The following is a 24,896-nucleotide window of genomic DNA, read 5'->3' as shown; positions in this document are numbered from 1 at the left end:
GGTTATCTCTGAAAGCAGGGAAAGGCGCTCAGGTTGCGCCTTTCCCTGTTTCATTTCACTGGGACTTCTGAAGCTTCTGCTCGTTTTTATGCCGCAGATGTTTGGCCCGACTCTCCAGTACCAGATAGAGCACCAGCGCCAGCAGCAGCGGTAAAATAAAGTAGAGCACGCGATAGGCCAGCAGGGCGGCAATAATGGCGCCGTGCGACGTATGCTGTCCGCTGAGCAGCGCCAGGAACACCGCTTCCAGTACCCCAATCCCGGCCGGAATATGAATAATCACCCCGGCGATACTGCTGATCAGCAACACCCCCAGCACCATCGGATAGCCGACGTCGCGTCCCAGCAACAGCCAGATAATCGTGCCCATCACCATCCAGTTGGCGCAGGAAACGGCAAACTGAAACAGCGCCATTCGCAGCGAAGGCAGCTGTAGCGTCTGACCTTTCACCGTCCAGCGGCGACGTTTTGAGAAGGCGCAGGCCCACAGGAAGACCGCCACCAGCACCAGCAACAGCACGCCAATCAGCCGCAGGGTGGTTTCACCAATAAACCAGCCGCTGGGGATCGACACCATGCCGGCGCTGAATACCACGCCAGCCAGCAGGATGTAACCCAGCCAGTTGGTGGCAATACTCAGCGAAAAGATGCGGGTTATGGTGCCGCTGTCGAGGCCCAGGCGTGAATAGAGCCGGTAACGCATCGCCACGCCGCCGACCCAGGTACTTAGCGTCAGGTTGAAGGCGTAACAGATAAATGAGACCAGCATTACCTGACGTTTCGCCAGCTTGTGGCCGCAGTAGGCGCGGCCAATCAAATCGTAACAGCCATAAACCAGGTAACTGATCACCACCAGGGCGGCGGCGGTCAGCACCACAAACCGGTTGTAGTTGACGATCACATCATAGACATCTTCCCAGTTCACCTTCCGCGCATAGACCACCAGCAGCACAATGACCGCAATGAAGAACAGCACGGTGAGGATTTTTTTCGCCAGTTGCCAGCGTGGATGCTTTTTCGCCATCAGGGTTTCGCTCCTTCGTTATCGGCTTCAACGCGATCTTGTGTCTCCATTTCCGGTTGAACTGGCGGATCGACCTGCGCCAGCAGCGGCGTGTGGGCAGGTAACCAGCCCGCGATGGCCGGGAAGTGACGCAGGAAGTGGAACACCACCACGCTCTTACTCAGTTGCCACCAGTTACGCGGCGGCAGGCGGTCGTCCTGTACCCGCTGGCAATCTCTGGCCAGCAACGCTTCAAGGTTGTCGCGTAAGGTCTGGTTAAACTGGCGGTCGTGGATAATCAGGTTAGCTTCGAGGTTAAGCGACAGGCTGAGCGGATCGAGATTACTGGAGCCGACGGTCGCCCAGTGATCGTCCTTCACCGCCACCTTGCCGTGCAGCGGACGACGGCAATATTCGTAGACCTCCACCCCGGCATCGACCAGATAGTTGTAGAGCAGTTCAGCCCCGACTTTAACAATCGGCATATCGGGTTCGCCCTGCACAATCAGCCTGACGCGCACCCCGCGCTGGGCCGCATTGCGCATTTCACGCAGCAACCGGTAGCCGGGGAAGAAGTAGGCGTTGGCGATAATCACATCCCGTTTGGCCTCGCGCAGCATCTCCAGATAGTGCATTTCGATGTCGTCACGGTGGTCGTCGTTATCGCGATAGACATACAGCACCTGAGCGTCGCCCGGCGTGGCGTTGACCGCCGGGCGATGCGATCGCGATCCCCACCAGCGGCGGGTAGCCTGTTCGCTGCCGATCGCCTGTTGCAGATAGCGGGCAATATCACCGACCACCGGACCTTTGACCTGCACCGCGTAATCCTGCTTGGCTTCCGGACCATAGTCACTGTTGTGCTCAGCCGAGAAGTTGATCCCGCCAACGAAGGCGACCACCTCATCCACCACCACGGTTTTACGATGCAGGCGGCGGAAAACGTTGGTGCGCATTCCCATCACCAGCGGGCGCGGATCGTAATAGATAAAACGCACCCCGGCGCCGGTCAGGCTGTTGACGAACTTATCGGAGAGATCGGGCGAGCCGTAGCCGTCAACCATCACTTCTACCCGCACACCGCGCTGTGCTGCGGCCAGCAGTTCGCGATGCAGCGCGTTACCGACCTCATCTTCAAACAGAATGAACGTTTCCAGCAGCACGGTGCGTTCGGCGCGCTGAATCGCCCCGAAGACCCGCGGGAAAAACTCTTCGCCATTCTCCAGCAGGCGCAGCTTGTTACCTTCTTGCCAGTGAAAATTCATAGGTGAATCTCCACGGCCAGCGGCGCATGATCGGAGAGATGCGACCAGGGTTTACGCGGCAGCGTCCACGGATGACTGACCGTGGCGTTGCGGACATAGATGCGGTCGAGCCGCAGAATCGGAAAGCGCGCCGGGAAAGTGCGCGCCGGGCGTCCGGTTTTCATGCTAAATACCTCTTTCAGACCTGCACCCTGCTTTAAAATCTGGTTGGCGCGTCGCTGCCAGTCGTTGAAATCGCCGGCCACCACCACCGGCGCATCGGCCGGCAGCGAAGAGACCATATCGCACAGCATTTTCATCTGTGCATGGCGATGCGACTCTTTCAGTCCCAGATGCACGCAGATCACATGCAGGGTGCCATGGGGCTCAGGCAGGGCGATCTGACAATGCAGCATGCCGCGGTTTTCACTGCCCGCGACCGAAATATCCCGGTTTTCATATTCGCTGATCGGAAAGCGCGACAGCACGGCATTGCCGTGGTGGCCCTCCGGATAGACCGCGTTGCGTCCGTAGGCGTAATCGTTCCACATGGTGTCGGCGAGAAACTCATAGTGTGGTGAGTCAGGCCAGTTTTCATGGTGCAGAGGATGGATGGCGTGGGTGCCCATCACCTCCTGCAGAAATACCACATCCGCCGAAGTGGCGCGTACAGCGTCACGCAATTCCGGCAGGATGAAGCGGCGATTAAAAGGGGCGAAACCCTTGTGTGTATTGATCGTCAGGACTTTAATTGAAAATCCTTGCTGGTTTTGTGGCATACTCGCGACGCACTCCTTTTCATCATCAATAGAATCAAAGTGTAGTCTTTGTCACAAATGGGTGGTGAGGAAGGGCGATAATTAAGGCGTTATCCGAAAATTGTTTTACATTGAGGAAACCGTTTCCGGCTTGTGCCGGTAGCACTTGGGCGACCTGTTGGGTCTGCCAGGAGAATTGAATGAAATGGTCTAATCGTATTCAAATCATCACGGGTCAGACGTATGTGCACATTGCGATGCATTTACTGGTGATTGCTGCGCTGATCTGGGGCTGGAAACATAAAGCACTGGTCGATGTCTGCAGCACGCTGGTGGCCACGTATGCGCTGGTGTTTATCGCCATGCTGGTTACGCAACGCACTGCCCGTTTACGTACTCTCGGTGATTATCTTGAAGAAGCGACCACCACTTACTACTTTGGCGCGGCCATGATGACACTGTTTCTGGTGTCGCGGATATTCCACAACAACCTGCTGCTGGCCTCGCTTGGCGTAGTGATGTTGCTGGGTCCGGCGCTGGTGTCGCTGCTGGCGAAAGAGCCGCCGCGGCGCATTGAGAAAAAACGTAGCTAAGTTGAAGGCCACCGCAAGGTGGCCTTCCTGTTTATGACTCCGCATTCAGGCCGGTCCTGCTGTTTCTCATCGAGATAAGTTATGTCAGGAAATGTGAGCTATCTCGCACACTGCGGTTAAAGCTGTTACACTCGCCCGCTTACGCATCGTAGTTTGTGCCCTTTTCACGCGTTAGCCCCAGCTGGCGTCACTATCCCTCTGAAAACTACACCGTGAATCACGGCCAGAGCGGACCGGAGTAAAACACTTAATGTCTTTTGACTCTCTCGGCCTGAGTGCCGATATTTTGCGCGCTGTTGCCGAACAAGGCTACAGCGAACCTACACCTATCCAGCGCCAGGCGATTCCTGTGGTGCTGGCAGGCCGCGATCTGCTGGCGAGTGCCCAGACCGGCACCGGCAAAACGGCCGGCTTTACCTTACCGTTATTACAAAAACTCTCTGCCAACGCGGGCGCGGTGCGCGGTCGTCGTCCGGTACGGGCGTTGATCCTCACCCCGACCCGTGAACTGGCGGCGCAGGTGGGCGAGAACGTCAGTGAATACAGCAAGTATCTGCCGCTGCGTTCGCTGGTGGTGTTCGGCGGCGTCAGCATCAATCCGCAGATGCTTAAACTGCGTGGCGGCGTCGATATTCTGGTTGCGACCCCGGGTCGTCTGCTGGATCTGGCGCAACAGAACGCGGTTGACCTGTCTCAGGTCGAAGTGCTGGTGCTGGATGAAGCGGATCGCATGCTCGATATGGGCTTCATCCACGATATCCGTCGCGTGCTGGCGCGTCTGCCGGCCAAACGCCAGAACCTGCTGTTCTCCGCCACCTTCTCTGACGAGATCAAAGGGCTGGCCGAGAAACTGCTGACCAATCCGGAGCTGGTGGAAGTGGCACGTCGCAACACCGCTTCAGAGCAGGTGGCGCAACAGGTTCACTTCGTGGATAAGAAGCGTAAGCGGGAACTGCTGTCGCAGCTGATCGGCGAAGGTAACTGGCAGCAGGTGCTGGTCTTTACCCGTACCAAGCACGGCGCAAACCACCTTGCTGAGCAGCTGGGTAAAGATGGCATCACCGCCGCCGCTATCCACGGCAATAAAAGTCAGGGTGCCCGTACCCGTGCGCTGGCCGACTTTAAGTCCGGCGGCATTCGTGTGCTGGTTGCGACCGACATCGCAGCGCGTGGCCTTGATATTGAAGAGCTGCCGCACGTAGTGAACTACGAGCTGCCTAACGTCGCCGAAGATTATGTCCACCGTATCGGTCGTACCGGTCGGGCCGCGGCTACCGGTGTGGCGTTATCGCTGGTCTGCGTTGACGAGCATAAACTGCTGCGTGACATCGAGCGTCTGCTGAAGCGTGAGATCCCACGCCTGGCGATTGCCGGTTACGAGCCCGATCCCAGCATTAAAGCTGAGCCGATCATCAACGGTCGTCAGCAGCAGTCGCGTGGCGGTGCCGGCGGCGGCGGTCGGGGTCGTGGTCAGGGTGGACAAGGTGCCGGTGCGCCACGTTCATCCGGCGAAAAGCGTCCTCAGGCGCGTCGTCAGAGCCAGCCTGCTCCACAGGGTGACCGGCCTGCTGCCCGTCCGCGTCGTCCGGCAGCGAAGCGTACCGGAAACGTCTGAGTATGAGGGTTTTACTGGCGCCGATGGAGGGCGTGCTTGATTCGCTGGTGCGCCAGCTGTTATCGGAAGTGAACGACTACGATCTCTGCATTACCGAGTTTTTGCGCGTGGTCGATCAACTGCTGCCGGTAAAATCCTTCTACCGTCTCTGCCCCGAGCTGCATCATGGCAGCCGCACGCCATCCGGCACGCGGGTGCGTCTGCAGCTGCTGGGGCAGCATCCCGAATGGTTAGCAGAGAACGCCGCTCGTGCGGTGGAACTCGGCTCGTGGGGTGTCGACCTCAACTGCGGCTGTCCCTCAAAGCTGGTCAACGGCAGCGGCGGCGGGGCGACCCTGCTCAAAGATCCCGATCTGATTTATCGCGGTGCGAAAGCAATGCGTGCAGCGGTACCGGCAGCGTTACCGGTGACGGTCAAAGTGCGGCTTGGCTGGGATTCCAGCGCCCGCAGTCTGGAGATTGCCGACGCGGTTCAGCAGGCGGGAGCCAGCGAACTGGTGGTACACGGCCGGACCAAAGAAGATGGCTACCGTGCGGACGCCATCAACTGGCAGGCGATTGGTGATATTCGCCAGCGGCTGCGGATTCCGGTGATCGCCAACGGCGAGATTTTTGACTGGCAAAGCGCACAGGACTGTCTGCGTATTACCGGTTGTGATGCGGTGATGCTGGGCCGTGGTGCCCTGAACATCCCCAATCTCAGTCGGGTAGTAAAATATAATGAACCGCCGATGGCCTGGCCTGAGGTAGTGAAATTACTGCAAAAATATACCCGTCTCGAAAAGCAGGGTGATACCGGCTTGTATCACGTTGCGCGCATCAAACAGTGGCTCGGTTATCTGCGCAAAGCCTACGGCGAAGCCGAGGGTTTATTCAGTGAAATCCGCGCGTTAAAATCCTCAGATACGATTGCCCGCGCCATCGATTGTCACGCTGTTGTTCATGGTTTGTGATAAAAAATCAGGCGACCCGTTAGCAGCCTGACGGTATAGTGGGGAAAATTTCCTCTACCTTACAAGCCTGCTATGTCTGATGTCGCCGTATTGAGCAACAGCCAGCTCAATAAACGTATCCTCTCCGTCATTGTTTTCACCTTCTTCTGCTATCTCTCCGTTGGACTACCGCTGGCGGTACTGCCAGGCTTTGTCAAAAATCACCTCGGGTTCAGTTCGTTTGTCGCCGGGCTGATCATCAGCATTCAATATTTTGCCACCTTACTCAGTCGTCCGCAGTCGGGCCGGCTGGCCGATCGCCTTGGTCCAAAACGGGTGGTGATGCTGGGATTACTCTGCTGCGGCATGAGCGGCGTACTGACCATTATTGCTGCGCTGCTGAGCGAATGGCCGTGGCTGAGTCTGGCGCTGCTGGCGCTGGGTCGGCTGTTTCTCGGCGTCGGCGAAAGCTTCAGCAGCACCGGCTCAACCCTGTGGGGCATGAATATCGTTGGCCCGCTGCAGACCGCACGCGTCATCTCGTGGAACGGCGTCGCCACCTATCTGGCCATGGCGATTGGCGCGCCGCTTGGGGTGATGCTCAACAGCGGATTTGGCATGAGCGGCTTTGCCGGACTGATTGCGCTGATGGGGATAGGCGGCTACCTGATGGCCAGCCGCAAACCGGCGGTCACCGTCAGCGTTGGCGAACGAATTCCGTTTCACCGGGTCTTCTCCCGCGTCTGGCTGTATGGCCTGGCGCTCGGCTGTGGCACCATCGGTTTCGGTGTCATCGCCACCTTTATTACCCTCTATTTTGCCAGCCGTGACTGGCAGGGTGCGGCCTACGCGCTGTCGGTGTTTAGTCTCGGCTTTGTGCTGGTGCGCCTCGGCTTTGGCCGGTTTATCACCCAGTTTGGCGGGCTGCAGGTTTCGCTGTTCTCTTTTCTGCTGGAGTGTCTGGGGCTGCTCATCATCTGGCAGGCCGACAGTGCCTGGCTGGTCGGGGCGGGCGCCTTTCTCACCGGCTGCGGCTTCTCGCTGGTGTTTCCGGCGCTCGGCGTCGAGGCGGTCAAACGGGTCGAGCGTCAGGATCAGGGATCGGCACTGGGCACTTATTCCGCCTTTCTTGATTTGGGCCTCGGGCTGACCGGTCCGGTGGCCGGACTGTTCATTGGTCACTGGGGAATGCAGTCGGTTTATCTGGCGGCAGCGCTAATGGTGCTGGGTGCGCTGTTGATTACGCTGCGGCTTTACTGGCAAAACCGGCGGGCAGGCTAAGCGCCAGCCGGTGTCAGGCTGTCAGAGATGAATAAACAGCCAATAGAGCAGGGCGGAGAGCATAATTGACACCGGCAACGTCAGCACCCAGGCGATAGCCAGATTACGCAGCGTCGATAGCTGCAAACCGGAACGGTTGGCCGCCATGGTACCGGCCACGCCCGACGACAGCACGTGGGTGGTGGAAACCGGCAGGCCAAAGGCATCTGCAGCGCCAATGGTCGCCATCGCCACCAGCTCGGCGCTGGCCCCCTGAGCATAGCTGAGGTGGGTTTTACCAATCCGTTCGCCCACCGTCACCACAATCCGTCGCCAGCCGACCATGGTACCCAGCCCCAGCGCAATCGCCACCACCACTTTTACCCACATCGGAATAAAGCGGGTGGCGCTGTCCAGCTCGGTTTTGACCGCTTTCAGGTTACGTTCGGTCTCCTCCGGCAGCTTCACTTCGGCACTTTGCAGGTGCTTGATCGACTCCGACGCCAGGTACATCTGGTTACGGGTGTTGGCTACCGACTGTGCCGGGATATTTTCCATCGATCCGTAGCGGCGGATCTGGTCACCAATCTCGCTGAGCGTCATCGCCAGCGCCGGTAACACGTTGGGATTGAACTGACTGCTGCCAACAAACCCGATCAGCACGTCGCGGGCGGCCGGCGGCTGAGGCGCGGCCGGCTGCAGTTGCAGCAGCTGATGTTCGGTGACTTCGGTTAATGCCGCGACGCGCGGGATCTGATCGGCGGGCAGCGATCGGTTGAGGGCGTAAGCGATCGGCATGGTGCCGACCAGGATCAACATAATCAACCCCATTCCTTTCTGACCGTCGTTTGAACCGTGCGCAAAGGAGACGCCGGTACAGGTCAGGATCAGCAGGCCGCGGATCCAGACCGGCGGTGGCTGGTCGTTTTGCGGCGCGCTATAGAGCTGGCGATTGCGGATAAACAGCTTCATCGCCCACAGCAGCAGCCCGGCGCAGACAAACCCGACCACCGGCGACAGCAGCAGCGCATAGCCGACCTTCAGCGCCTGATCCCAGTCGACCCCGCTCAGGCCGCTGCGGCCGTGCAGCATCGCATTCGCTACGCCGACGCCGATAATAGAACCAATCAGGGTATGCGAAGAGGAAGAGGGCAGACCGAAATACCAGGTGCCAAGGTTCCAGATAATCGCCGAGAACAGCAGGGCGTAAACCATGGCAAAGCCGTTGCCGCTGCTGGCCTGCAGAATCAGCTCGACCGGCAGCAGGGAAATGATGCCAAAAGCGACCACGCCACTGGAGAGCAGCACGCCAAGGAAATTACAGATGCCGGACCAGATCACTGCGGTGCCTGGGGTCAGTGAATGGGTATAGATCACCGTGGCGACGGCGTTGGCGGTATCGTGAAAGCCGTTGACGAACTCAAAGCCCAGCGCGATCAGCAGCGCCAGTCCCAGCAAAAAGAACGGCAGATAGCTGGTCACCGGCATGTTGGTTTGTTCAACATCATTGACCAGATTCAGGCCAGCAAAGGCCAGCCCGGCCACCAGCAGAATGAAAAACAGCGGCTTGCTAAAGCGGCTGCTTTTGCCGTTGAAATCAGGGCGCCGGGTCGATGAGGAAGAAGAGAGACTGTTTTCGCTCATGGTGTACCTCGAGTTGCTGATGCCGGATGCTGATTTGCACCGGTACAACGCAGTGTGATACGCGCTTTGTATGACAGTAACATGACGGACTGGCGGGCGATCGGGCGCGGCGACAGGCTCAGCGGGCGGTGGGTAATCGGGAGGCGGGGAAGGAGAGCAACGAAAAAAACCGCTAACGCAGGCAATAAAAAAGCCAGCGACAGGCGCTGGCTTCGGTGAGCGTAACGGCGATTACGACGGGTTATCGGCCGTGGCTGGCGCAGGGGCAGCGGCGGGCTGCTGTGGCTGCGCGGCGTCGGTGTTAGCCCCTTGCGAAGTCACCGGCGTCATCGGCTGCTCCTGTGGCGCAGCCTGCGGGTTCTCTGGCACGTCAACCGGCGCGGTCTGGATGTTGTTCTCCACACCGTTCACTTTTACCGGCATACCGGTACGGCCCTGAATGGCACCGTTCACCTGGTCCTGATTGACACTGGCGTCTACCAGCACTTTGCTGACAGCCTGCGTCAGCGTAATCGGCACCAGTTCACGTGAGTTGAACTGCTCTTCGGTGGTCGACAGCGGGTTATGTACTTCAACATAACGCGATCCGTCTGGCTCAACGGTGGCTTTGACCGGCTGATCAACGAACTGTACGCGTGTCCCGACCGGCACATTCTGGTACAGCCATTTGATGTCCTCGGCACGCAGACGCACACAACCGTGGCTGACACGCAGACCAATACCGAAGTTGGCATTGGTACCGTGAATCGCGTACAGACGGCCGATATAGAGCGCATACAGCCCCATCGGGTTGTCCGGACCGGCCGGGAACACCGCAGGCAGATTCTCGCCGCGCGCCGCATATTCTGCGTGCATCGCTTTGGTTGGCGTCCAGGTCGGGCCATCTTTCTTACGTTCTACCGTTGTGGTCCAGTTGATCGGGGTATCTTTACCCAGTTCACCGATACCAATCGGCAACACCACCACGGTTTTGCTGCCTTTCGGGTAGTAATAGAGACGCATCTCAGCGCTGTTAATCACAATACCTTCGCGCGGTGCGTCAGGCAGGATCAGCTGCTGTGGGATGATCATTTTACTGCCAGCCTTTGGCAGATAAACGTCAACCCCCGGATTGGCTTCCAGCATGTTGCTGAGGCCCATCTGGTACTGCGCCGCAAAGGCTTCCAGCGGCAACTTGCTGTCCTCAGGAACAGTAATCTCGATATTTTCCCCGATCAATCGGCTGTTGGCCGGCGGTAACGGGTAAACCACAGCAAAGGCTGACTGGCTAAACGCCGCCAAAGCCAATGCGATTGAAGCGAACGCGCGAATGCTCATTTTCATATTTTACAAGTCTTTATCGCCATGTTTCAGGCTTGTCAATGTGTCGAACCCATGCTGGCCAATGTGACCTGCTGCGCATTATATGTTCATTAATCTGACGATGTGAATCAGGATTTTAACCTGCCTGAAATACTTTACGTAACTTACCGTGTTATATCGGCATTTTTCAGCCGCTTACCGCCGTAAAAAGCCGGACTCACGGCTGCCACAACGTCACCTCGCCACTGAGTTTACGGTTCAGAAAAAAGGCGGCACTGATTAACGCCAGATGGGTCAGCGCCTGCGGCGTATTGCCCAAAGCGTGTCCGCGGCTGTCGAACTCTTCGGCGTAGAGTCCAAGCGGACTGGCGTAGCTCAGCAGCTTTTCAAATTCGAAATGCGCCTCCTGAATCCGGCCAGCGCGCGCCAGGCATTCGACATACCAGAAGGAGCAGGCGCCAAACGAGCCTTCCGATCCTTGCAGACCGTCAGCCGGCGTTTCATCAATGTTGTAGCGCCGCACCATGCCGTCGCTGACCAGATTGGCTTTGATGGCATCCAGCGTGGCAATCCAGTCGGGATCGGTCGCGCCGACAAAACGCACCAGCGGCATCAGCAGCATCGACGCATCAAGATGATCGCCGTGACGGGTAGAGGAGAAGTGGCCGCGCTCGCTGTTCCAGAAGTTGGCCCAGATATCTTCGCGAATCTCGCGGCGCACCCGATCCCAGCGCTCATACGGCATCGGTAACGATCGCTTCATGCCGAGACGCAGCGCGCGGTCCATCGCCACCCAGCACATCAGCCGTGAGTGAAGAAAATGCTCCGGCTGGCCGCGCATCTCCCAGATACCGGCATCCGGCTGATTCCAGTTGTCGCACAGCCGGTCGATCATTTGGGTGACGTGCAGCCAGCCGCGTTGTGAAATAGCTTCGCCATATTTATTGGCGAGATAGACCGCATCCATCAGTTCGCCATAAATATCCAGCTGGGTCTGCTGCCACGCATCATTGCCGATCCGCACCGGGCGTGAATCACCGTAGCCCGACAGATTGAGCAACTCCATTTCATGCAGTTCGGTGCCGCTGTCCAGCCGGTACATCACCTGCAGGCGCATCTCATCGTGATGGCTGTTTTCGACGCAGCGTCCGACCCACTGGGTAAAATGTTTGGCTTCATCGACGTAACCAAGACGCATCAGAGCGTACATGCTGAATGAGGCGTCGCGGATCCACGAGGCGCGATAATCCCAGTTGCGCTCGCCACCCAGCTCTTCCGGCAGGCCAAAAGTGGCGGCGGCGGCAATCGAACCGTGGCGATGCGAGGTCAGCAGCTTAAGCGCCAGGGCGGAACGCTGTACCATCTCGCGCCAGCGGCCCTGATAGGTGCTGCGGGCGCTCCAGCGACGCCAGTAATTCAGCGTCTGTTCGAAACAGTGTTCAGTGGAGAGCGCTTCAATGTGCGCATCGTTGACGCTGCCAAATTCAAATTCAGCATGCTCGCCGGCCTGCAGGATAAAACTGGCGGTGGCGCTGTTCTCTTCCAGCGTCATCACCACGGTGGCGGCCAGGCGCAGCGAGGGCTGGCCTTCGGCATGAAAATCGATACAGCCGCGCTGCACTTCGGCGCGGGTCTGCGCCCGGGCGTAGTCGTGACGGGGTGAGCAACGCATGGTGAATCGCGCTTTACCACGCACCATTTTTACCCGCCGGATCAGCCGCGGCAGTTTGGCATCATCATCGCAAATCGGCATGTAATCGGTAATTTCGGCCACGCCCTCATCGCCCAGCCAGCGGGTCTGTAAAATGTTGGTATCGGGCAGGTAGAGCTGCTGACGGCGCACGTCCTGCCAGTCCGGGGCCAGAGAGAAAAGCCCGGCGTCATCACTGTCGAGCAGCGCGGAAAAGACCGAAGGGCTGTCGAGTTCAGGCCAGCAGAGATAATCGATAGTACCGTCATTGGCGACCAGCGCGCAGGTGCGCAAATCGCCAATCACGCCGTGGTCCTCAATCTTGCGTTTTACCTTACTCATCCTGGTCTCCCTGTTAGTGTCATTGCTAACTATAGTCGAGGCGGCAGCGTCGGCGGCGGCCTGGCACAGAGGGTTAATTCAGCGTAGCGATTGGATCAGCGTCTGATTAACCGAAGGGGCGCTGACGGCGGGCGAATTTTTCAGGACGGTTATACTGGTGATGACACTTTCCTAAAGGAGGCCGTTATGACCACATCCCAGAGCAAAGTCGCTATTATCACCGCATCAGACTCAGGCATTGGCAGCCGCTGCGCCGAAATGCTGGCAGAACAGGGCTTCGATATTGGTATCACCTGGCGTTCAGACGAAGAGGGCGCGCAGCGCACCGCACAGCGGGTGCGGGAGATTGGCCGGCGTGCCGAAATTATTCAGCTCGATTTGGCTGACCCTGAACGGGGCGGTCAGTCACTGCAACAGCTGATCGATAAGTTTGGCCGGATCGATGTGCTGGTAAACAATGCCGGTGCCAATTTCAAAGCGGATTTCCTCGATGTCACCTATGAAGACTGGCGTAAAACCTTCGCGGTGGATGTCGATGGCGTGTTTGTCTGCGGCCAGATTGCTGCCCGCAAGATGGTTGAGCAGGGCGAAGGCGGACGCATTATCAATATCACTTCGGTGCATGAGCATACGCCGCTGCCCGGTTCGGTAGCCTATACGGCGGCAAAACATGCGGCCGGCGGCCTGACCAAATCGATGGCGCTGAGCCTGTTGCCGCACAACATTCTGGTCAATGCGGTGGCACCCGGCGCTATCGCCACGCCGATGAACAAGATGACCGATGAGGATGCGCACCAGGTGAAGATGCCGGAAATTCCGGCTGGCCGTCCCGGTGACACCCACGAAATTGCCAGCATGGTGGCCTGGCTCTGCTCTGAGTGGGCGACCTACACCACCGGCCAGTCGTTTATCATCGATGGCGGGTTCATGCTGGCGAATCCGCAGTTTAAAGGTTACTGATCGGCCCGACGGTTATGCCAGCGGCGGATCACCCAGCGCAGCACAAAGGCAAACACAATGGCACCGACCAGCCACAGCAGATGTTTAAGGTGCTGATCCAGTTTGTGCAGCCACGGAGCGATGATGCCGCCGGCAAAGTAGCCGAGGGTGACGAAAATCAGTGCCCAGATTGCCGCCCCAATCACGTTGAGAATGAAAAATTTCATCGGATTGAGGCGGCTGGCACCGATGATGATCGGGCCAATCAGGCGGAAGCCATACATAAAGCGCACCCCAATCACAAACAGGCTCGGCCGGCGCTTGATCAGCCGGTTAGCCTTGACCACCTTATCCTGATGTTTTTTAAGCCGCCGCAGAATGCGCGCACCGTAGCGGCGACCAATCCAGTAGAGCAACTGATCGCCGATGATGCCGCCGGCCATCGCGGCCACCACCACGCCAGCATAGTGCAGCAGTCCCTCATGTGCGGCGACACCGCCGAGCAGGGTAAAGGTTTCCCCTTCGGCGATACACCCAATCAGCAGCGCCAGATACCCGTACTGGGTAATTAATCCGTTGATATCCAAATGCAAAATGGCACTCCCTGTTTATGGCTGTTTGCTTAAGTCTATACGCGATTTGGCTTCGCTTCCGCCCGCCGACCGCCACTGCGCTTATTTTTGCTGTTTTTTTGCCCAGCCGCCACGAAAGTTGTACTGCCGTTTATACTTGAAGTGTCGCTGCCCTCAGAGACCCTCTTGCCGTTCCGGGCAGCCCTTTGCATCAGAGGAGTGACTGTATGAACCATGTCTGGGGACTTCTGGCGCATCCGAATCAGGAAATGCGCCATATCAAGCAAGAGAATGAGAGCGTCTCGCACCATTACACCCACCATGTCCTGCTGATGGCGGCCGTTCCGGTTATCTGCGCCTTTATCGGCACTACCCAGCTGGGCTGGAACCTGGGCGAGGGGCAGTTTGTGCAACTGAATCTGGCGACCGGGATCGGGCTGGGTATTCTGTTCTATCTGATTATTCTTGGTGGCGTCGCGGTGATGGGCCGGGTAATCCACTGGATGGCCCGTAATTATCCGCAACGGCCAGGCGTGCAGCGCTGTACCGTGTTTGCCGGTTACGTTGCGACGCCGCTGTTTCTTAGCGGGCTGGTGGCGCTCTATCCGCTGGTCTGGCTCTGCGTACTGGTGGGCGCCTTAGCGCTGGTGTATACCGGCTATCTGCTCTATATCGGCATTCCGCTGTTCCTCAATATTGACCGTGAAGAGAGCCTGCATTTTTCCGGCTCAACGCTGGCAATTGGCGTGCTGGTATTTGAAGTGTTACTGGCGATGACCGTGATTCTGTGGGGTTACGGACCACGCCTGTTCTGATCTGCGGCTGCCGCCGGTCTGACGGCAGCCTGCTTTTTAACGCCCGGAAACAATCTCACCAGGAAATTTCTTAACCTTCAGCGTATGATGCTGCTGCCAGCCCGCGCTCTGACTGCCTTGACGCCGGCGGCCTGTGTCTGACACAGCGCACAATTTCAACCGGGTCTTTTTTCTGTGATGCCTGCAAAAATTCGTTTCACTCTGTTCTCGCTGGCGCTGCTCGTTTCCGGGCAGGGGATCGCACTCCCCGCGCACGCGGCAACTTCACTGTCGCAAATGGCACCGATTGCGCAACCGCAGATTGCCTCTGGCAGCGCGATGATTGTCGATCTCACCACCAATAAAGTGCTGTTCTCCAGCCATCCGGATCGCGTCAGGCCGATTGCCTCGATCACTAAGTTGATGACCGCGATGGTGGTACTGGACGCGCACCTGCCGATGAATGAAATGCTGACGGTCGATGTCAGCCAGACGCCGGAAATGCGTGGGGTGTTTTCTCGCGTCAAACTCAACAGCCAGATCAGCCGCCGCAATATGCTGTTACTGGCGCTGATGTCGTCGGAGAACCGCGCCGCTGCCAGCCTGGCGCATGCCTATCCGGGCGGTTATAACGCCTTTATCCAGGCGATGAACGCCAAAGCGCGCGCGCTGGGCATGAAACATACCCGTTACGTTGAGCCAACGGGCTTATCGACGCAAAACGTCTCGAATGCTGAAGATCTGATCAAATTGCTGAAGGCAACGCGGGAATATCCGCTGCTTGGCGCACTCAGCACCACCAAAGAAGAAACTGCGGTATTTACCCATCCGAGCTACGCGCTGCCGTTCCGTAATACCAACCATCTGGTCTATAAAAATGACTGGCGTATTCAGCTGACCAAAACCGGTTACACCGACGAGGCGGGACACTGCCTGGTGATGCGCACCATGATCAACAATCGCCCGGTGGCGCTGGTGGTGCTGGACGCCTTTGGTAAATATACCCACTTCGCCGATGCCAACCGCCTGCGCGACTGGATCGAAACCGGCAAGGCTGCACCCGTTCCTGCTGCCGCGCTGGCCTACAAAAAACAGAAATCAGGTCAGGTTGCCAGCAATGGTGCCAGCAGTGCCGGGGTTGAGTAGACCCGCGCCGGTGTAGCGCCTCAGGCGCTCCGGTGATGTTCTGGGCTGCACCAGAGGGCGACACGGCCGCAACCGCCGTGATCCGCCCGCCAGCCGCAACGGAGGCCCGTGGTTTCCGTTGCGGCCGGAACAGCCTGAATACGGAACAATAATTGCCCGCTATTCCTATAGTTTCATCGCTTGCAAAGCCCTACACTACGCGCGAATGGCGAGGGTAGATCGCCTGATTATGCTGCTGGAATCTCACTGATATGTTTAAGCTACGATCCCTTTTTGCGCTGTTAATGCTGGCTCTGGTGGCGTTTGCCCCGGCGTGGTCGCAGGCGGCGGATGATGCGGCGAGTGCCGCACAAGAACAAGATGCTCCACCAAAGCTCAATGCTGCGGTTGAACTGCCTAAAATGCAGAAGATCCTCGATAAAATCAAAAGCCAGATCTCGGGCGATACCGGCGAAAGCAAGCTGACACAGCTGAATGAAATGGCGCTGGAGCTGTCAGGTAACGCCGACACGCTGGGCCAGGCTCTGCTGCCCGATCGCCAGCAGCTTGATGCTCAACTGGCGGTGCTGGGACCGGCACCGAAGCCGGACAGCGGCATGAAAGAGACGCCGGAGGTAACGCGCAAGCGTAATGCGCTGGAAAATCAGAAGAGCAAGCTTGACGATCAGATCAAACAGGCAGAGGGCATCAAAAACGGTGCGCTGATGCTCTCATCGCAAATCGTTAACCTGCGTCGCGATCAGCTTAAGAGCCAGCTGGCGCTCAACTCGGGCAGCATCCTCGGACCGCGTTTCTGGGCACCGGTGCTTAGCAGCCAGGATCTGGACGGCGAGAAAATCAGCGAATTCCTGCAGGAGCTGCAGGATACTGCGGCGCTGTCGTGGGAGCCGGGCTGGCGTTTTGGCAGCGTGGCCTGGCTACTGGCAGCGCTGCTGGTGATGACGATTGGCCGCCGCTACAGCGAAGAGTTTCTTGCCTGGGTCAGCATTCATAAATTGCCGGAAGGGCGGTTGCGTCGCAGTTTCCTTGCGGCAGCGATTGCCATCACCACGCTGGTGGCGGTGGTCCTGACCTTCAACTTTATCGCGCTGGCATTTACCCGCCGTGATGACGTGTCAGATAACGTACAGGATTTTGTTGATCGTCTGGTTCAGCTTAGCGTGTTCTGCGGTTTAATTGCCGGACTGGGCCGCGCGTTTCTGTCTACCCGCCGGCCAAGCTGGCGCCTGCCGACTATCTCTAATGAAGTGGCGATGGCGCTGAAGCCTTTCCCGCCGATCACTGCCGTACTGGTGTTTATCTTCCAGACGGTGGAGGCGTTTAACTACAGCGTCGGCACCAGCCTGAACACCACTATCTTCGCTAACGGCCTGACGGCGTTACTGATTGGCAGCACCGCGCTGGCGATCAGCATCCGCACCAACCGGGTTCGCCGCCGCATGACGCAGGCGGGCACGCCGCCGGAAGCGCGATCGACGCTGGTCGGGCTGATTCAGATGGGCCTGACCCTGACGGCGCTGGCGATTCTGCTGTCGCTGGTTATTGGCTACGTAACGCTGGCACGCTTCCTGAGTTATGAGGTGATCTGGTGCGGCCTGCTGTTTGGTTCGTTCTATTTCCTCAGCCATCTGCTGAGTGATGGCTGCGAAAGCCTGTTTTCGACCAGTAACTCCTCCGGACGACGCATCCAGAGCTCGCTGAACATCAACGAGCGCCATCTGCAACAAACCGCCACCCTGCTGACGGCCCTCGGTAAAACCGTGCTGGTGCTGTTTGTGGTGCTGGCGCTGCTGAACGGGACTTTCGCCTCTTCGACCCCAATTGAACTGCTGCAAAAAGCGATTGAGTTCTGGGGCGGTAAAGGGCTGGAGTCGCTGAATATTGTTCCGGCGCATATGGTCAATGCGCTGGTCTGCCTGGTGGTCGGCATCTATGTGCTGCGGTCGATTCGCCGCTGGCTGGACAATGATTTCCTGCCAAAAACCACCATGGATGTTGGCATGCGAGTGTCGCTGGTGACGCTGTTCAGCAACATTGGCTACGTGCTGATTATCCTGCTGACTCTGTCGATCATGGGGCTGCAGTGGAACAAACTGGCGTGGATTGTCAGTGCGCTGTCGGTCGGTATCGGTTTTGGTCTGCAGGAGATTGTGAAGAACTTCATCTCGGGGCTGATTCTGTTAACCGAGCGTCCGGTGAAAGTGGGCGATCTGGTGACCATCAGCGGCATTGAAGGGGATATTCGCCGGATTAACGTGCGCGCCACCGAGATCCAGCTAGGTGATAAATCCACCGTTATCGTGCCGAACTCGCAGTTCATCTCGCAGAACGTGCGTAACGCCACCATGGGTAATGCGCAGGGTGTGGTAACGATTACGCTCACCTTCCCGCTGGATATCGATCCTTCTAAAGTTCGCGATATCCTGCTGGAGGTCTACAACGAAAACGAACGCATTCTGGATACGCCAGAGCCGTCGGTGTCGTTTAAGGATCTGACCCAGCAGGGGATTGTGCTGAGCGTGACCGGCAACGTAGCCGGGCAGCGCCAGATCTCCGGGGCGAAGAGCGACCTGCTGTTTGATATTCTGACCCGCCTGCGTAAAGAGGGCATTATGCTCTCTACGCCGCAAACCATGATCATCGAGCGTCGCCCGCAGGCGGCAATAGCCTCCTCCGACGAGCAACTGCTGTCATAAATATCAGGCCGACGCATGTCGGCCTTTTTTATCTCATGCCGAGCGGCCTTTCATCGCGGCGCACTGCTCCGGGTCTATACCGATCCGGCAGCAGGCTGACCGCTTCAACTACCACTGTGCCTTACAGCGTTTCAACCCGGCTGTGACGCTCGCCATCAGCACTCACCGAGCGGATCTGCACCGCACCGCTTACCGCCGGCGGTCGGATGGCATTATATCGCAGCCAGTGGCTACCCTTATCGAGGCTGTACTCCAGCGTCACGCCCGGTAGCGCCACGTTCATCGTCAGCACGCCGTTGATAATTTTCGCACCAGGCTGCGGCAGGCGGTAGCCGATACCGGATTTATCCAGCTTCGCCAGCTCACGCTGTCCCAGCAGATTGGCGAAGCGTTGCCAGTCCTGCTGCAGTGCGTGCCGATCGACCAGACGGGTCTGGCCGCCGATAAATTCGCGTCCGGCCTGATAGTCCAGCTCCCAACTGGCGCGATGCCAGCTGCGTTCCGCCACGGCGAACAGGCGGGGATAAATCATATATTCCATCTGTGGGTCGGTGCGCACGGTTTCACTCCACAGCTGAGCCGAGATGCCATAGGCACCGCGCCACGGCTTATCCGATTTAGCCGTGAAATATTTACCGTCGCGATCGGTCGAGGTTTCGGCATTCTGCGGCAGGTTGTCCGGCGCGAAGGCAAATATTTTACGTTCATCGCTGAAGCGGGTGCCCCAGTAATAACCGCGCTCAAGTGGATTCACTTCGTACGGGAAATCCAGATAGAGGTAATCCGGGCTGGTGATCACCACATCGTAGCCTTTTTGCGCCCAGTCGCCGGCGCTGTCAAAACCGCCCCAGTAGAGGGTATCCCAGAAATTGACCGCCACCCGCGGCGTGGCGAAGGCGCGGGCGTTCTGCGCGTCCTTTAAACCATCCTGCCAGGCCTGCATGTTGCCAATACCGTGCCGGTTAACCGTCTTGCTTACCGCCAGCGCAAAATAGCTCGGCAGGTGGGTCAGGTCGGTGACTTTGCCACTTTTCACCAGCGCCTGACAGACCTGCGATTTCGCCCACGGCTGATCTTCCTGTTGCCAGTCACGCAGGCCAGTGCCGGGCTTAGGGTGCTGGCGATCGGAATAGCCGGCACCAAAACGGATATTTTTCGCCTCATCACCGCCGAACTGCCAGCGGGTTAACGGCTGTCCCGCCTGACGGTGCATCGCCTGCATCTCCCCGATCACTTTGTCGACAAAGCGCAGAGAGCTATCAATGCACGGGTTGAGGTAGCTGGTACGATCGTAGAACTGCACCGAGGTGGTATTGGAATCGTCGGTCGGATCGCGCAGGCGATATGCGCTGGCCTGTTCGGGTTGCCCGGCGCGCATCAGCCGCTGATAGCGCGCCTCCATGGCAATTACTGTCGCGCGGGCGTGGGCCGGCATATCGATCTCCGGCATCACGGTGATATGGCGGGCCGCAGCATACTCCACAATCTCAATGTAGTCGGCGCGGCTGAAGTAACCGCTGCCGTTGTTGTCGCTAAACGGCCCGGAGCCGAGCTGCGGCAGCAGGCAGTGCTGCTCGCTGACATCATGGCAGCGCTGGCTGCCCACCCCGGTTAATTCCGGTAAGCCGGGGATTTCGATGCGCCAGCCCTCATCGTCGCTGAGATGAAAGTGGAAAACGTTCATCTTCCAGGCCGCCATCTGATCGAGCAACCGCAGCACCGCCTGCTTACTGTGGAAATTACGCGCCACATCAAGGAAGGCGGCGCGATAGGCAAAACGCGGCGTATCCCGCGCTTCCAGCGTGGCGATCTGCGCTGTGCCGTCGGCGGGTACCAGCGACAGAATCGACATCAGGCCATAAAAAGCGCCCGCGGCATCGTAGCCCACCACTCGGGCACTGCGGCTGTTGATATTCAGCTGGTAGGCACCGGACTTCGCCAGTTTGCCACTGAAGTGGTCGGGCCGGATTTCGCTGGCGATCGCGTAGCCCACTGCACTCTGTTTAACCCCCAGTCGTTCGAAGTGCTGGCTGACTACCTGGCGAGTGGCTGTGTTGAGCCCGTTAAGCGACAGCTTCACGCCGTCGCTGAGCGTGGCATCGTGCGGGTGAAGTTTGACCTCAAGCGGCGTCGGGCTGATCTGACCGCGCAACGCCGAGGCCGGCAGGGTGGCGATATCGCTGTTTTTATCAAAACGGCTGACCGGCTGCATCAGGATGTTCTGGTCGTCGGCGCTGCGTCGCCAGTTATCGCCGAAGGGCAGCACAAACTGACTCAGATCCTCACTGTCGGTGCTGGCAATAATTTTTGGCGTCGCTTCTCCGGCGGTCACATACCAGCGCGGCATCACATCGGTGATAAACAGCTGCCAGTACTCGTTAACGATTGGGATCGTCACCGATTCACCCGCGCCAATACCGGTGAACTTGTCGGTTGGCTCAAGGCGAGTCAGATCGCCAACAATGTGCGTCATCTTAAACTGGTCGTTATCTACCCGCAGCGTCTGGTGCACGTTGCTCATGGTGATTGCCCAGTTTTTGCTGGTCAGCGCCGGGCCATGATTGGTCAGGGTAATGGTGGCGCGGTTACAGGAAGACCAGTCGGCACCCAGTGCGGCGCAGTTTGTGCCATGCAGGGCAGCCAGATTATCGGTCACCTGATAAGTGACGCCGAACTGGCTGATTTGATTAACAATCTGCTGGTCGGACAGGCTGGCGTGACTGGCCAGAGCAACGCTCAGCAGGCTGAGCGCGAAAAAACGTGGGTTTACCATTTTCTTTATCCTTATGTCGGCAGAAGCGATAGCCGGGTCAGAGCCGCAAGGTCAGAACAGGGTGAAAGGCGCGATTACCATCAGCTTGATATCCTTCTCATCCTGAAAAATGTTGCCGTAGCCGCCGCTGTAGCTGGGCAGATTGCTGTGATTGTCGTAGCGGGTGTAGTGCAGCTTAAACAGCGTATCTTTGGCGCGACCCTGCTGAATCTGGTAGATCAGATCGAGGTTCCAGGCTGATTCAGTCAGCCGCTGGCGCTGATCGAAGGCGGGTTGGCTGGAAGGCTTTGCATCCCAGCCCCAGACCCAGGAACCGCCCACTTTCCATCCCGCCAGCTGCCACGGCGTTAAATCGAGCAGGGCACCGGCAAAGATTGCTTTTTCACCGTTGGCGTTCCAGTCAGAGCGGGCATCCCACCAGATATCCAGGCGGCCATTGGAGCTGGCGTAGCCTGGGGTCATGCGCTGTAAGAAGAAGCCCTGATTGCCTTCTGCTTTGACCCAGCTGCCCTCGAGCCGCAAATCGACCGGGCCGACGGTATAGCCGAAGGTGATCGCCTGTAACCAGGCGAGGCCGTCATAAACATCACTGGCATTACTCGCGCCGCCATGTTGTTTATCCTGCGCGCCGTAAAATTGATAACTGGTTCGCAGATCGTTGCCAGTGAGTGGAATTGTCCACGACGCTTTAGCAAAATATTGATCGATATAGCCAGCTGACTGACCAAAAGCGCCTTCCAGCACCAGACTGTTTTTGAAATCATATTTAACGCCGAAAGCATGCAGGTAACGAATATCCGTTACGCCATCTGCCTGTCGGAAATGATATAAATCACGATACCAGGGCGCTTTATATTTATCGCTCCACAGATATGAAAACGATAATTCGCCCGCCTGGCCGAAATCATAAATGGCACCGGCTTCCGCGCCGCGATAGGTGCCGGGTAAAAAACTCCAGTGTGGCGCAACTAATGTCTGTCCGGCAGGCTGAATATAACCCGCCCGTAACCAGTAGTCCTGATATCGGGCTTTCAGCGCCGCTTTATACAGCGAGGCACCGCTGGTGTCGCCCTGCCACGCTTCATCCCAGCGATTACGTGCCCGGCTAAAGCCAATTTCATTCGGTGCGGCCGGGCCGCTGTGGGCCAGTTCGGCTGCACCGAACACGGCGAGATCTAGGCCTAGCCAGTCGGCGGCGTACCCTGACTGGAAGTCGAGATTAGCGTTAAGCGTAGTGTGGTGCAGGTTAGCCCGATATTCACCGTTGTGTTCACTGTTTGGGTCGATCTCTTTTCGATCACGCTGACGTTGCCAGTAAAAAAGATTACCGCCCAGTGAAGAATCGTCAATAAAACCAGCCGCCTTAACCGGGTGAAGCCATAAGGCGGATCCGGTACTGGCCAGAATAACTAATTGCATTAAAGCTAACGCGTAATTAAATTTTCGCATTGCGATTCCTTGCTGAATAGAGCGCCAGGGTGCGGGATGTCATAAATAAGTGCTGGAGCCAATCTATTTTTCGCGACGCGAATTATCAATCGGGCGATCGATCTTTTGTGAGAGATTGTGCAGAAAGAAATAATACGAAAATAAAGCAATTGCGACTTAATACTGATAATTAATTTTTATCGCTGTGAATGTTTTTTTAGCTAATAAAGATTGTTAATAAAGGTGCGGTGCAGAGGCGAAATGTATTTAAGCCAAAACAGGTCATTAAAAAAGCCTGCTCAGCGTGGCAGGCCTGGGTCGCAGATGCGCTAGCGGGTGACAGCTTAAGGCTGTCTGACCGCCCAGCCTTTCAGTTTACTGGTTTTGCCGATGCCTGGATTGAAGCTGTTGGTGGGATCGAGTTGCCGGTAAAACGCCGCCAGTTGGGGTTTGGCCTGATAGAGGTGTCCGACGTTGTGCTCAGCCGGATATTCCGCACCGCGCGCCTGTAAAATCTCCAGCATCTGTGCCTTCAGCGCATGCGCGTCGACCCCTTTCCGGACGATGTAATCCTGATGGAACACGTGACAGAAGAAGTGGCCGTAGTAGAGACGATGGCTGAGCGAGGCTTTTATCGCCTCAGGCAGGGTTTCGAACCAGTCCGGATCGTTGCGGCGTAATGCGATATCCAGCGCCAGAATATCTTCCACTTCATCCGCGTGCACCGCGTGATAGCGAACTGCCGCGCCCGCCGCGGCAAAGCGATGCAGAAAGGCGTGAGCCCCTTCTTTGCCTTCACACTCAAAGTATTCGCCGCCGCCTTCGCGGAAGTAATCGCGTAAATAGTTGCGGGCTTCCGCAACGCCATCGCCCGACATCTTCAGCATCAGATAGTGTTCATACTTGTCGCGATACTGCTTCATGCGTTTCGGCAGATGGGCCGGGAACAATCGGCTCAGACGCTGCAGCAGCCGGTCGCTGAAGTGCGGTTTAATAAACGACAGTTTGCTCAGCCAGGCGTCAACGCGGCCTTTCAGGGTGAAAAACAGCGGCATCTTGTCAGTGCCCAGCTTGTCGATCATCAGGAAGGTGTCTTTGCCGTAGACCTCAGCGATGTCATAGATGTCGCGGTGCATATATTCGCCCGCCACCGGCAGGTTGCTGAAGTGCGCCAGCATGTGGCGACGGATATCGCTCAGCACGCTCGGATCGTTGGTACCGATATAAAATACCTGCTGCTGAGGCTCGGTGGCAAAGGTGTCGAGACGCACGGCGAACACCGCCAGCTTCCCGGCACAGCCCGATGCCTCAAACAGGCGGCGGGCATCAGCGTTATAGCGGGCTGGCGTATCGGCATCGACTTCACGCACCCGGCTGGCGTAATCGTGATCGGAGGCGTGGCGACCGTCATGATGGATATCGGTTTGCTGCCAGCGATCGTCATCCAGCCGACCGAGGATCTCTTCCGGCGACTGGCCTAAATCGATGCCAAGGTGGTTAACCAGCCGCAGTTTTCCCTGCGCATCAATCTGCGCGTACAGCGCCATTTCGCTGTAGGCCGGGCCGCGTTTGATCAACGATCCGCCGGAGTTATTACAAATCCCGCCCAGCACCGAGGCGCCAATGCACGACGATCCAATGACCGAATGCGGCTCGCGTCCCAGCGGCTTAAGCACTTTCTCCAGCTGATAGAGCGTGCTGCCCGGGAACGCCAGCACTTGCTTACCGTCATCGATTAACTGCAGCTTATCCAGCCGCAGGGTGCTGATGATCACCAGCGGGCGATCGTAATCATCGCCGTGCGGGGTAGAGCCTTCCGTCAGGCCGGTATTGGCCGCCTGCATCAGAATAATGGCATCGGCATTCACCAGCGTCTGCAGCACCCGCCACAGCTCCAGCAGGGTGGCAGGGAACACCACCGCCAGCGCGTCGCCTTCGCCGGAGCGAAAGCCTTTACGATAGCGGGCGGTCTGTTCAGGTTCGGTGAGCAGGTGAGTGGGGCCGACCAGGCGGCGTAGGTCAGAAAGCAGGGCAGAGGTCTGTTTCATGGGCAATTCCCTTGTCTTATCAGTGCGTCATTACTGTAGCACGTCAACTCACTGCAACGCAGTGTGACACCGGCAGGCTACCTGCTATTCTCTTCTTGTGGCACACTGCCGCCTGTT

18 protein-coding genes are annotated in these 24,896 nt (G+C 57.8%); 8 read left to right on the top strand and 10 right to left on the bottom strand.

The annotated features are described in order from the left end of the window. Positions 1-55: 55 nt before the first annotated feature. From ACLIBF_RS14925 to ACLIBF_RS14915, 3 genes are read right to left on the bottom strand one after another with little or no spacing between them, the layout of a single operon-like run. On the bottom strand, positions 56-1,024 hold the full coding sequence (locus tag ACLIBF_RS14925) for a lysylphosphatidylglycerol synthase domain-containing protein (RefSeq protein WP_031377422.1): 969 nt from the start codon (positions 1,022-1,024) through the stop codon (positions 56-58). After that, positions 1,024-2,268: a cardiolipin synthase ClsB gene (clsB, locus tag ACLIBF_RS14920; protein ID WP_031377421.1), complete on the bottom strand. Its 1,245-nt coding sequence runs from the start codon at positions 2,266-2,268 to the stop codon at positions 1,024-1,026. The genes ACLIBF_RS14925 and clsB overlap by 1 nt, the downstream gene beginning before the upstream one ends. After that, complete coding sequence (locus ACLIBF_RS14915) at positions 2,265-3,026, bottom strand: endonuclease/exonuclease/phosphatase family protein (RefSeq protein ID WP_031377420.1); 762 nt, start codon at positions 3,024-3,026, stop codon at positions 2,265-2,267. Before ACLIBF_RS14915 ends, clsB begins: the two co-directional genes overlap by 4 nt. Positions 3,027-3,205: 179 nt before the next feature. Between ACLIBF_RS14915 and ACLIBF_RS14910 the strand changes: the two genes are divergently transcribed. The 4 genes from ACLIBF_RS14910 (at position 3,206) to ACLIBF_RS14895 (ending at position 7,426) form a co-directional block, all read left to right on the top strand. Further along, the gene (locus tag ACLIBF_RS14910) at positions 3,206-3,598 is read left to right on the top strand and encodes a YbhQ family protein (protein ID WP_069728056.1); all 393 of its coding nucleotides are present in this window, start codon (positions 3,206-3,208) and stop codon (positions 3,596-3,598) included. 250 nt (positions 3,599-3,848) lie between these two features. Then, entirely contained in the window at positions 3,849-5,213 is a 1,365-nt protein-coding gene (rhlE, locus tag ACLIBF_RS14905; protein WP_069728057.1) for an ATP-dependent RNA helicase RhlE, read from the top strand. Between the two features lie 2 nt (positions 5,214-5,215). Continuing rightward, a complete protein-coding gene (dusC, locus tag ACLIBF_RS14900) occupies positions 5,216-6,166 on the top strand; it encodes a tRNA dihydrouridine(16) synthase DusC (RefSeq protein ID WP_069728058.1) in 951 nt (316 codons plus the stop codon). Positions 6,167-6,238: 72 nt separating this feature from the next. Then, on the top strand, positions 6,239-7,426 hold the full coding sequence (locus ACLIBF_RS14895) for an MFS transporter (RefSeq protein WP_046288440.1): 1,188 nt from the start codon (positions 6,239-6,241) through the stop codon (positions 7,424-7,426). Between the two features lie 21 nt (positions 7,427-7,447). On the opposite strand, the gene ACLIBF_RS14890 is transcribed toward ACLIBF_RS14895, so the two are convergent. From ACLIBF_RS14890 to ACLIBF_RS14880, 3 genes are all read right to left on the bottom strand, one after another. Beyond that, the gene (locus ACLIBF_RS14890; RefSeq protein WP_031377417.1) at positions 7,448-9,049 is read right to left on the bottom strand and encodes an inorganic phosphate transporter; all 1,602 of its coding nucleotides are present in this window, start codon (positions 9,047-9,049) and stop codon (positions 7,448-7,450) included. Between the two features lie 231 nt (positions 9,050-9,280). Beyond that, positions 9,281-10,372, bottom strand: coding sequence for a L,D-transpeptidase family protein (locus ACLIBF_RS14885; RefSeq protein WP_031377416.1), 1,092 nt, complete (start codon positions 10,370-10,372; stop codon positions 9,281-9,283). A gap of 196 nt (positions 10,373-10,568) precedes the next feature. Next, positions 10,569-12,383, bottom strand: a complete 1,815-nt coding sequence (locus ACLIBF_RS14880) for a glycoside hydrolase family 15 protein (protein ID WP_031377415.1) — start codon at positions 12,381-12,383, stop codon at positions 10,569-10,571. 186 nt (positions 12,384-12,569) lie between these two features. Between ACLIBF_RS14880 and ACLIBF_RS14875 the strand changes: the two genes are divergently transcribed. After that, positions 12,570-13,343, top strand: a complete 774-nt coding sequence (locus tag ACLIBF_RS14875; protein WP_031377414.1) for an SDR family oxidoreductase — start codon at positions 12,570-12,572, stop codon at positions 13,341-13,343. Here ACLIBF_RS14875 and ACLIBF_RS14870 read toward each other — a convergent pair. Further along, positions 13,337-13,915, bottom strand: a complete 579-nt coding sequence (locus ACLIBF_RS14870; protein ID WP_069728060.1) for a DedA family protein — start codon at positions 13,913-13,915, stop codon at positions 13,337-13,339. The genes ACLIBF_RS14875 and ACLIBF_RS14870 overlap by 7 nt on opposite strands. A 206-nt stretch (positions 13,916-14,121) precedes the next feature. Here ACLIBF_RS14870 and ACLIBF_RS14865 point away from each other — a divergent pair, with 206 nt between their 5' ends. The 3 genes from ACLIBF_RS14865 (at position 14,122) to ACLIBF_RS14855 (ending at position 18,530) form a co-directional block, all read left to right on the top strand. Beyond that, positions 14,122-14,709: a Yip1 family protein gene (locus ACLIBF_RS14865; RefSeq protein WP_448310042.1), complete on the top strand. Its 588-nt coding sequence runs from the start codon at positions 14,122-14,124 to the stop codon at positions 14,707-14,709. 177 nt (positions 14,710-14,886) lie between these two features. Next, complete coding sequence (gene pbpG / locus ACLIBF_RS14860) at positions 14,887-15,834, top strand: D-alanyl-D-alanine endopeptidase (RefSeq protein WP_448310041.1); 948 nt, start codon at positions 14,887-14,889, stop codon at positions 15,832-15,834. Positions 15,835-16,085: 251 nt separating this feature from the next. Continuing rightward, positions 16,086-18,530, top strand: a complete 2,445-nt coding sequence (locus ACLIBF_RS14855) for a DUF3772 domain-containing protein (protein ID WP_069728061.1) — start codon at positions 16,086-16,088, stop codon at positions 18,528-18,530. Positions 18,531-18,651: 121 nt separating this feature from the next. On the opposite strand, the gene ACLIBF_RS14850 is transcribed toward ACLIBF_RS14855, so the two are convergent. From ACLIBF_RS14850 to dld, 3 genes are all read right to left on the bottom strand, one after another. After that, positions 18,652-21,303, bottom strand: a complete 2,652-nt coding sequence (locus ACLIBF_RS14850) for a beta-N-acetylhexosaminidase (RefSeq protein WP_448310040.1) — start codon at positions 21,301-21,303, stop codon at positions 18,652-18,654. 51 nt (positions 21,304-21,354) lie between these two features. Next, entirely contained in the window at positions 21,355-22,752 is a 1,398-nt protein-coding gene (gene chiP, locus ACLIBF_RS14845) for a chitoporin ChiP (RefSeq protein WP_448310039.1), read from the bottom strand. Between the two features lie 323 nt (positions 22,753-23,075). Next, on the bottom strand, positions 23,076-24,779 hold the full coding sequence (dld, locus tag ACLIBF_RS14840) for a D-lactate dehydrogenase (RefSeq protein WP_279809414.1): 1,704 nt from the start codon (positions 24,777-24,779) through the stop codon (positions 23,076-23,078). Between the last annotated feature and the right edge of the window lie 117 nt (positions 24,780-24,896).

The organism is Pantoea sp. PGP6, assembly GCF_053474785.1.
Note: the sequence above shows the minus strand (reverse complement) of the source record. Positions and strands in the feature narration are given on the sequence as shown.

Bases quoted from the DNA above. Each gene is read 5' to 3' on its own strand.
- clsB (WP_031377421.1), bottom strand. From the start codon at position 2,268: ATGAATTTTCACTGGCAAGAAGGTAACAAGCTGCGCCTGCTGGAGAAT.
- ACLIBF_RS14915 (WP_031377420.1), bottom strand. From the start codon at position 3,026: ATGCCACAAAACCAGCAAGGATTTTCAATTAAAGTCCTGACGATCAAT.
- ACLIBF_RS14850 (WP_448310040.1), bottom strand. From the start codon at position 21,303: ATGGTAAACCCACGTTTTTTCGCGCTCAGCCTGCTGAGCGTTGCTCTG.
- ACLIBF_RS14865 (WP_448310042.1), top strand. From the start codon at position 14,122: ATGAACCATGTCTGGGGACTTCTGGCGCATCCGAATCAGGAAATGCGC.
- ACLIBF_RS14895 (WP_046288440.1), top strand. From the start codon at position 6,239: ATGTCTGATGTCGCCGTATTGAGCAACAGCCAGCTCAATAAACGTATC.
- ACLIBF_RS14890 (WP_031377417.1), bottom strand. From the start codon at position 9,049: ATGAGCGAAAACAGTCTCTCTTCTTCCTCATCGACCCGGCGCCCTGAT.
- ACLIBF_RS14855 (WP_069728061.1), top strand. From the start codon at position 16,086: ATGTTTAAGCTACGATCCCTTTTTGCGCTGTTAATGCTGGCTCTGGTG.
- dusC (WP_069728058.1), top strand. From the start codon at position 5,216: ATGAGGGTTTTACTGGCGCCGATGGAGGGCGTGCTTGATTCGCTGGTG.
- ACLIBF_RS14880 (WP_031377415.1), bottom strand. From the start codon at position 12,383: ATGAGTAAGGTAAAACGCAAGATTGAGGACCACGGCGTGATTGGCGAT.
- rhlE (WP_069728057.1), top strand. From the start codon at position 3,849: ATGTCTTTTGACTCTCTCGGCCTGAGTGCCGATATTTTGCGCGCTGTT.
- ACLIBF_RS14875 (WP_031377414.1), top strand. From the start codon at position 12,570: ATGACCACATCCCAGAGCAAAGTCGCTATTATCACCGCATCAGACTCA.
- ACLIBF_RS14925 (WP_031377422.1), bottom strand. From the start codon at position 1,024: ATGGCGAAAAAGCATCCACGCTGGCAACTGGCGAAAAAAATCCTCACC.
- ACLIBF_RS14910 (WP_069728056.1), top strand. From the start codon at position 3,206: ATGAAATGGTCTAATCGTATTCAAATCATCACGGGTCAGACGTATGTG.
- dld (WP_279809414.1), bottom strand. From the start codon at position 24,779: ATGAAACAGACCTCTGCCCTGCTTTCTGACCTACGCCGCCTGGTCGGC.
- ACLIBF_RS14885 (WP_031377416.1), bottom strand. From the start codon at position 10,372: ATGAAAATGAGCATTCGCGCGTTCGCTTCAATCGCATTGGCTTTGGCG.
- pbpG (WP_448310041.1), top strand. From the start codon at position 14,887: ATGCCTGCAAAAATTCGTTTCACTCTGTTCTCGCTGGCGCTGCTCGTT.
- chiP (WP_448310039.1), bottom strand. From the start codon at position 22,752: ATGCGAAAATTTAATTACGCGTTAGCTTTAATGCAATTAGTTATTCTG.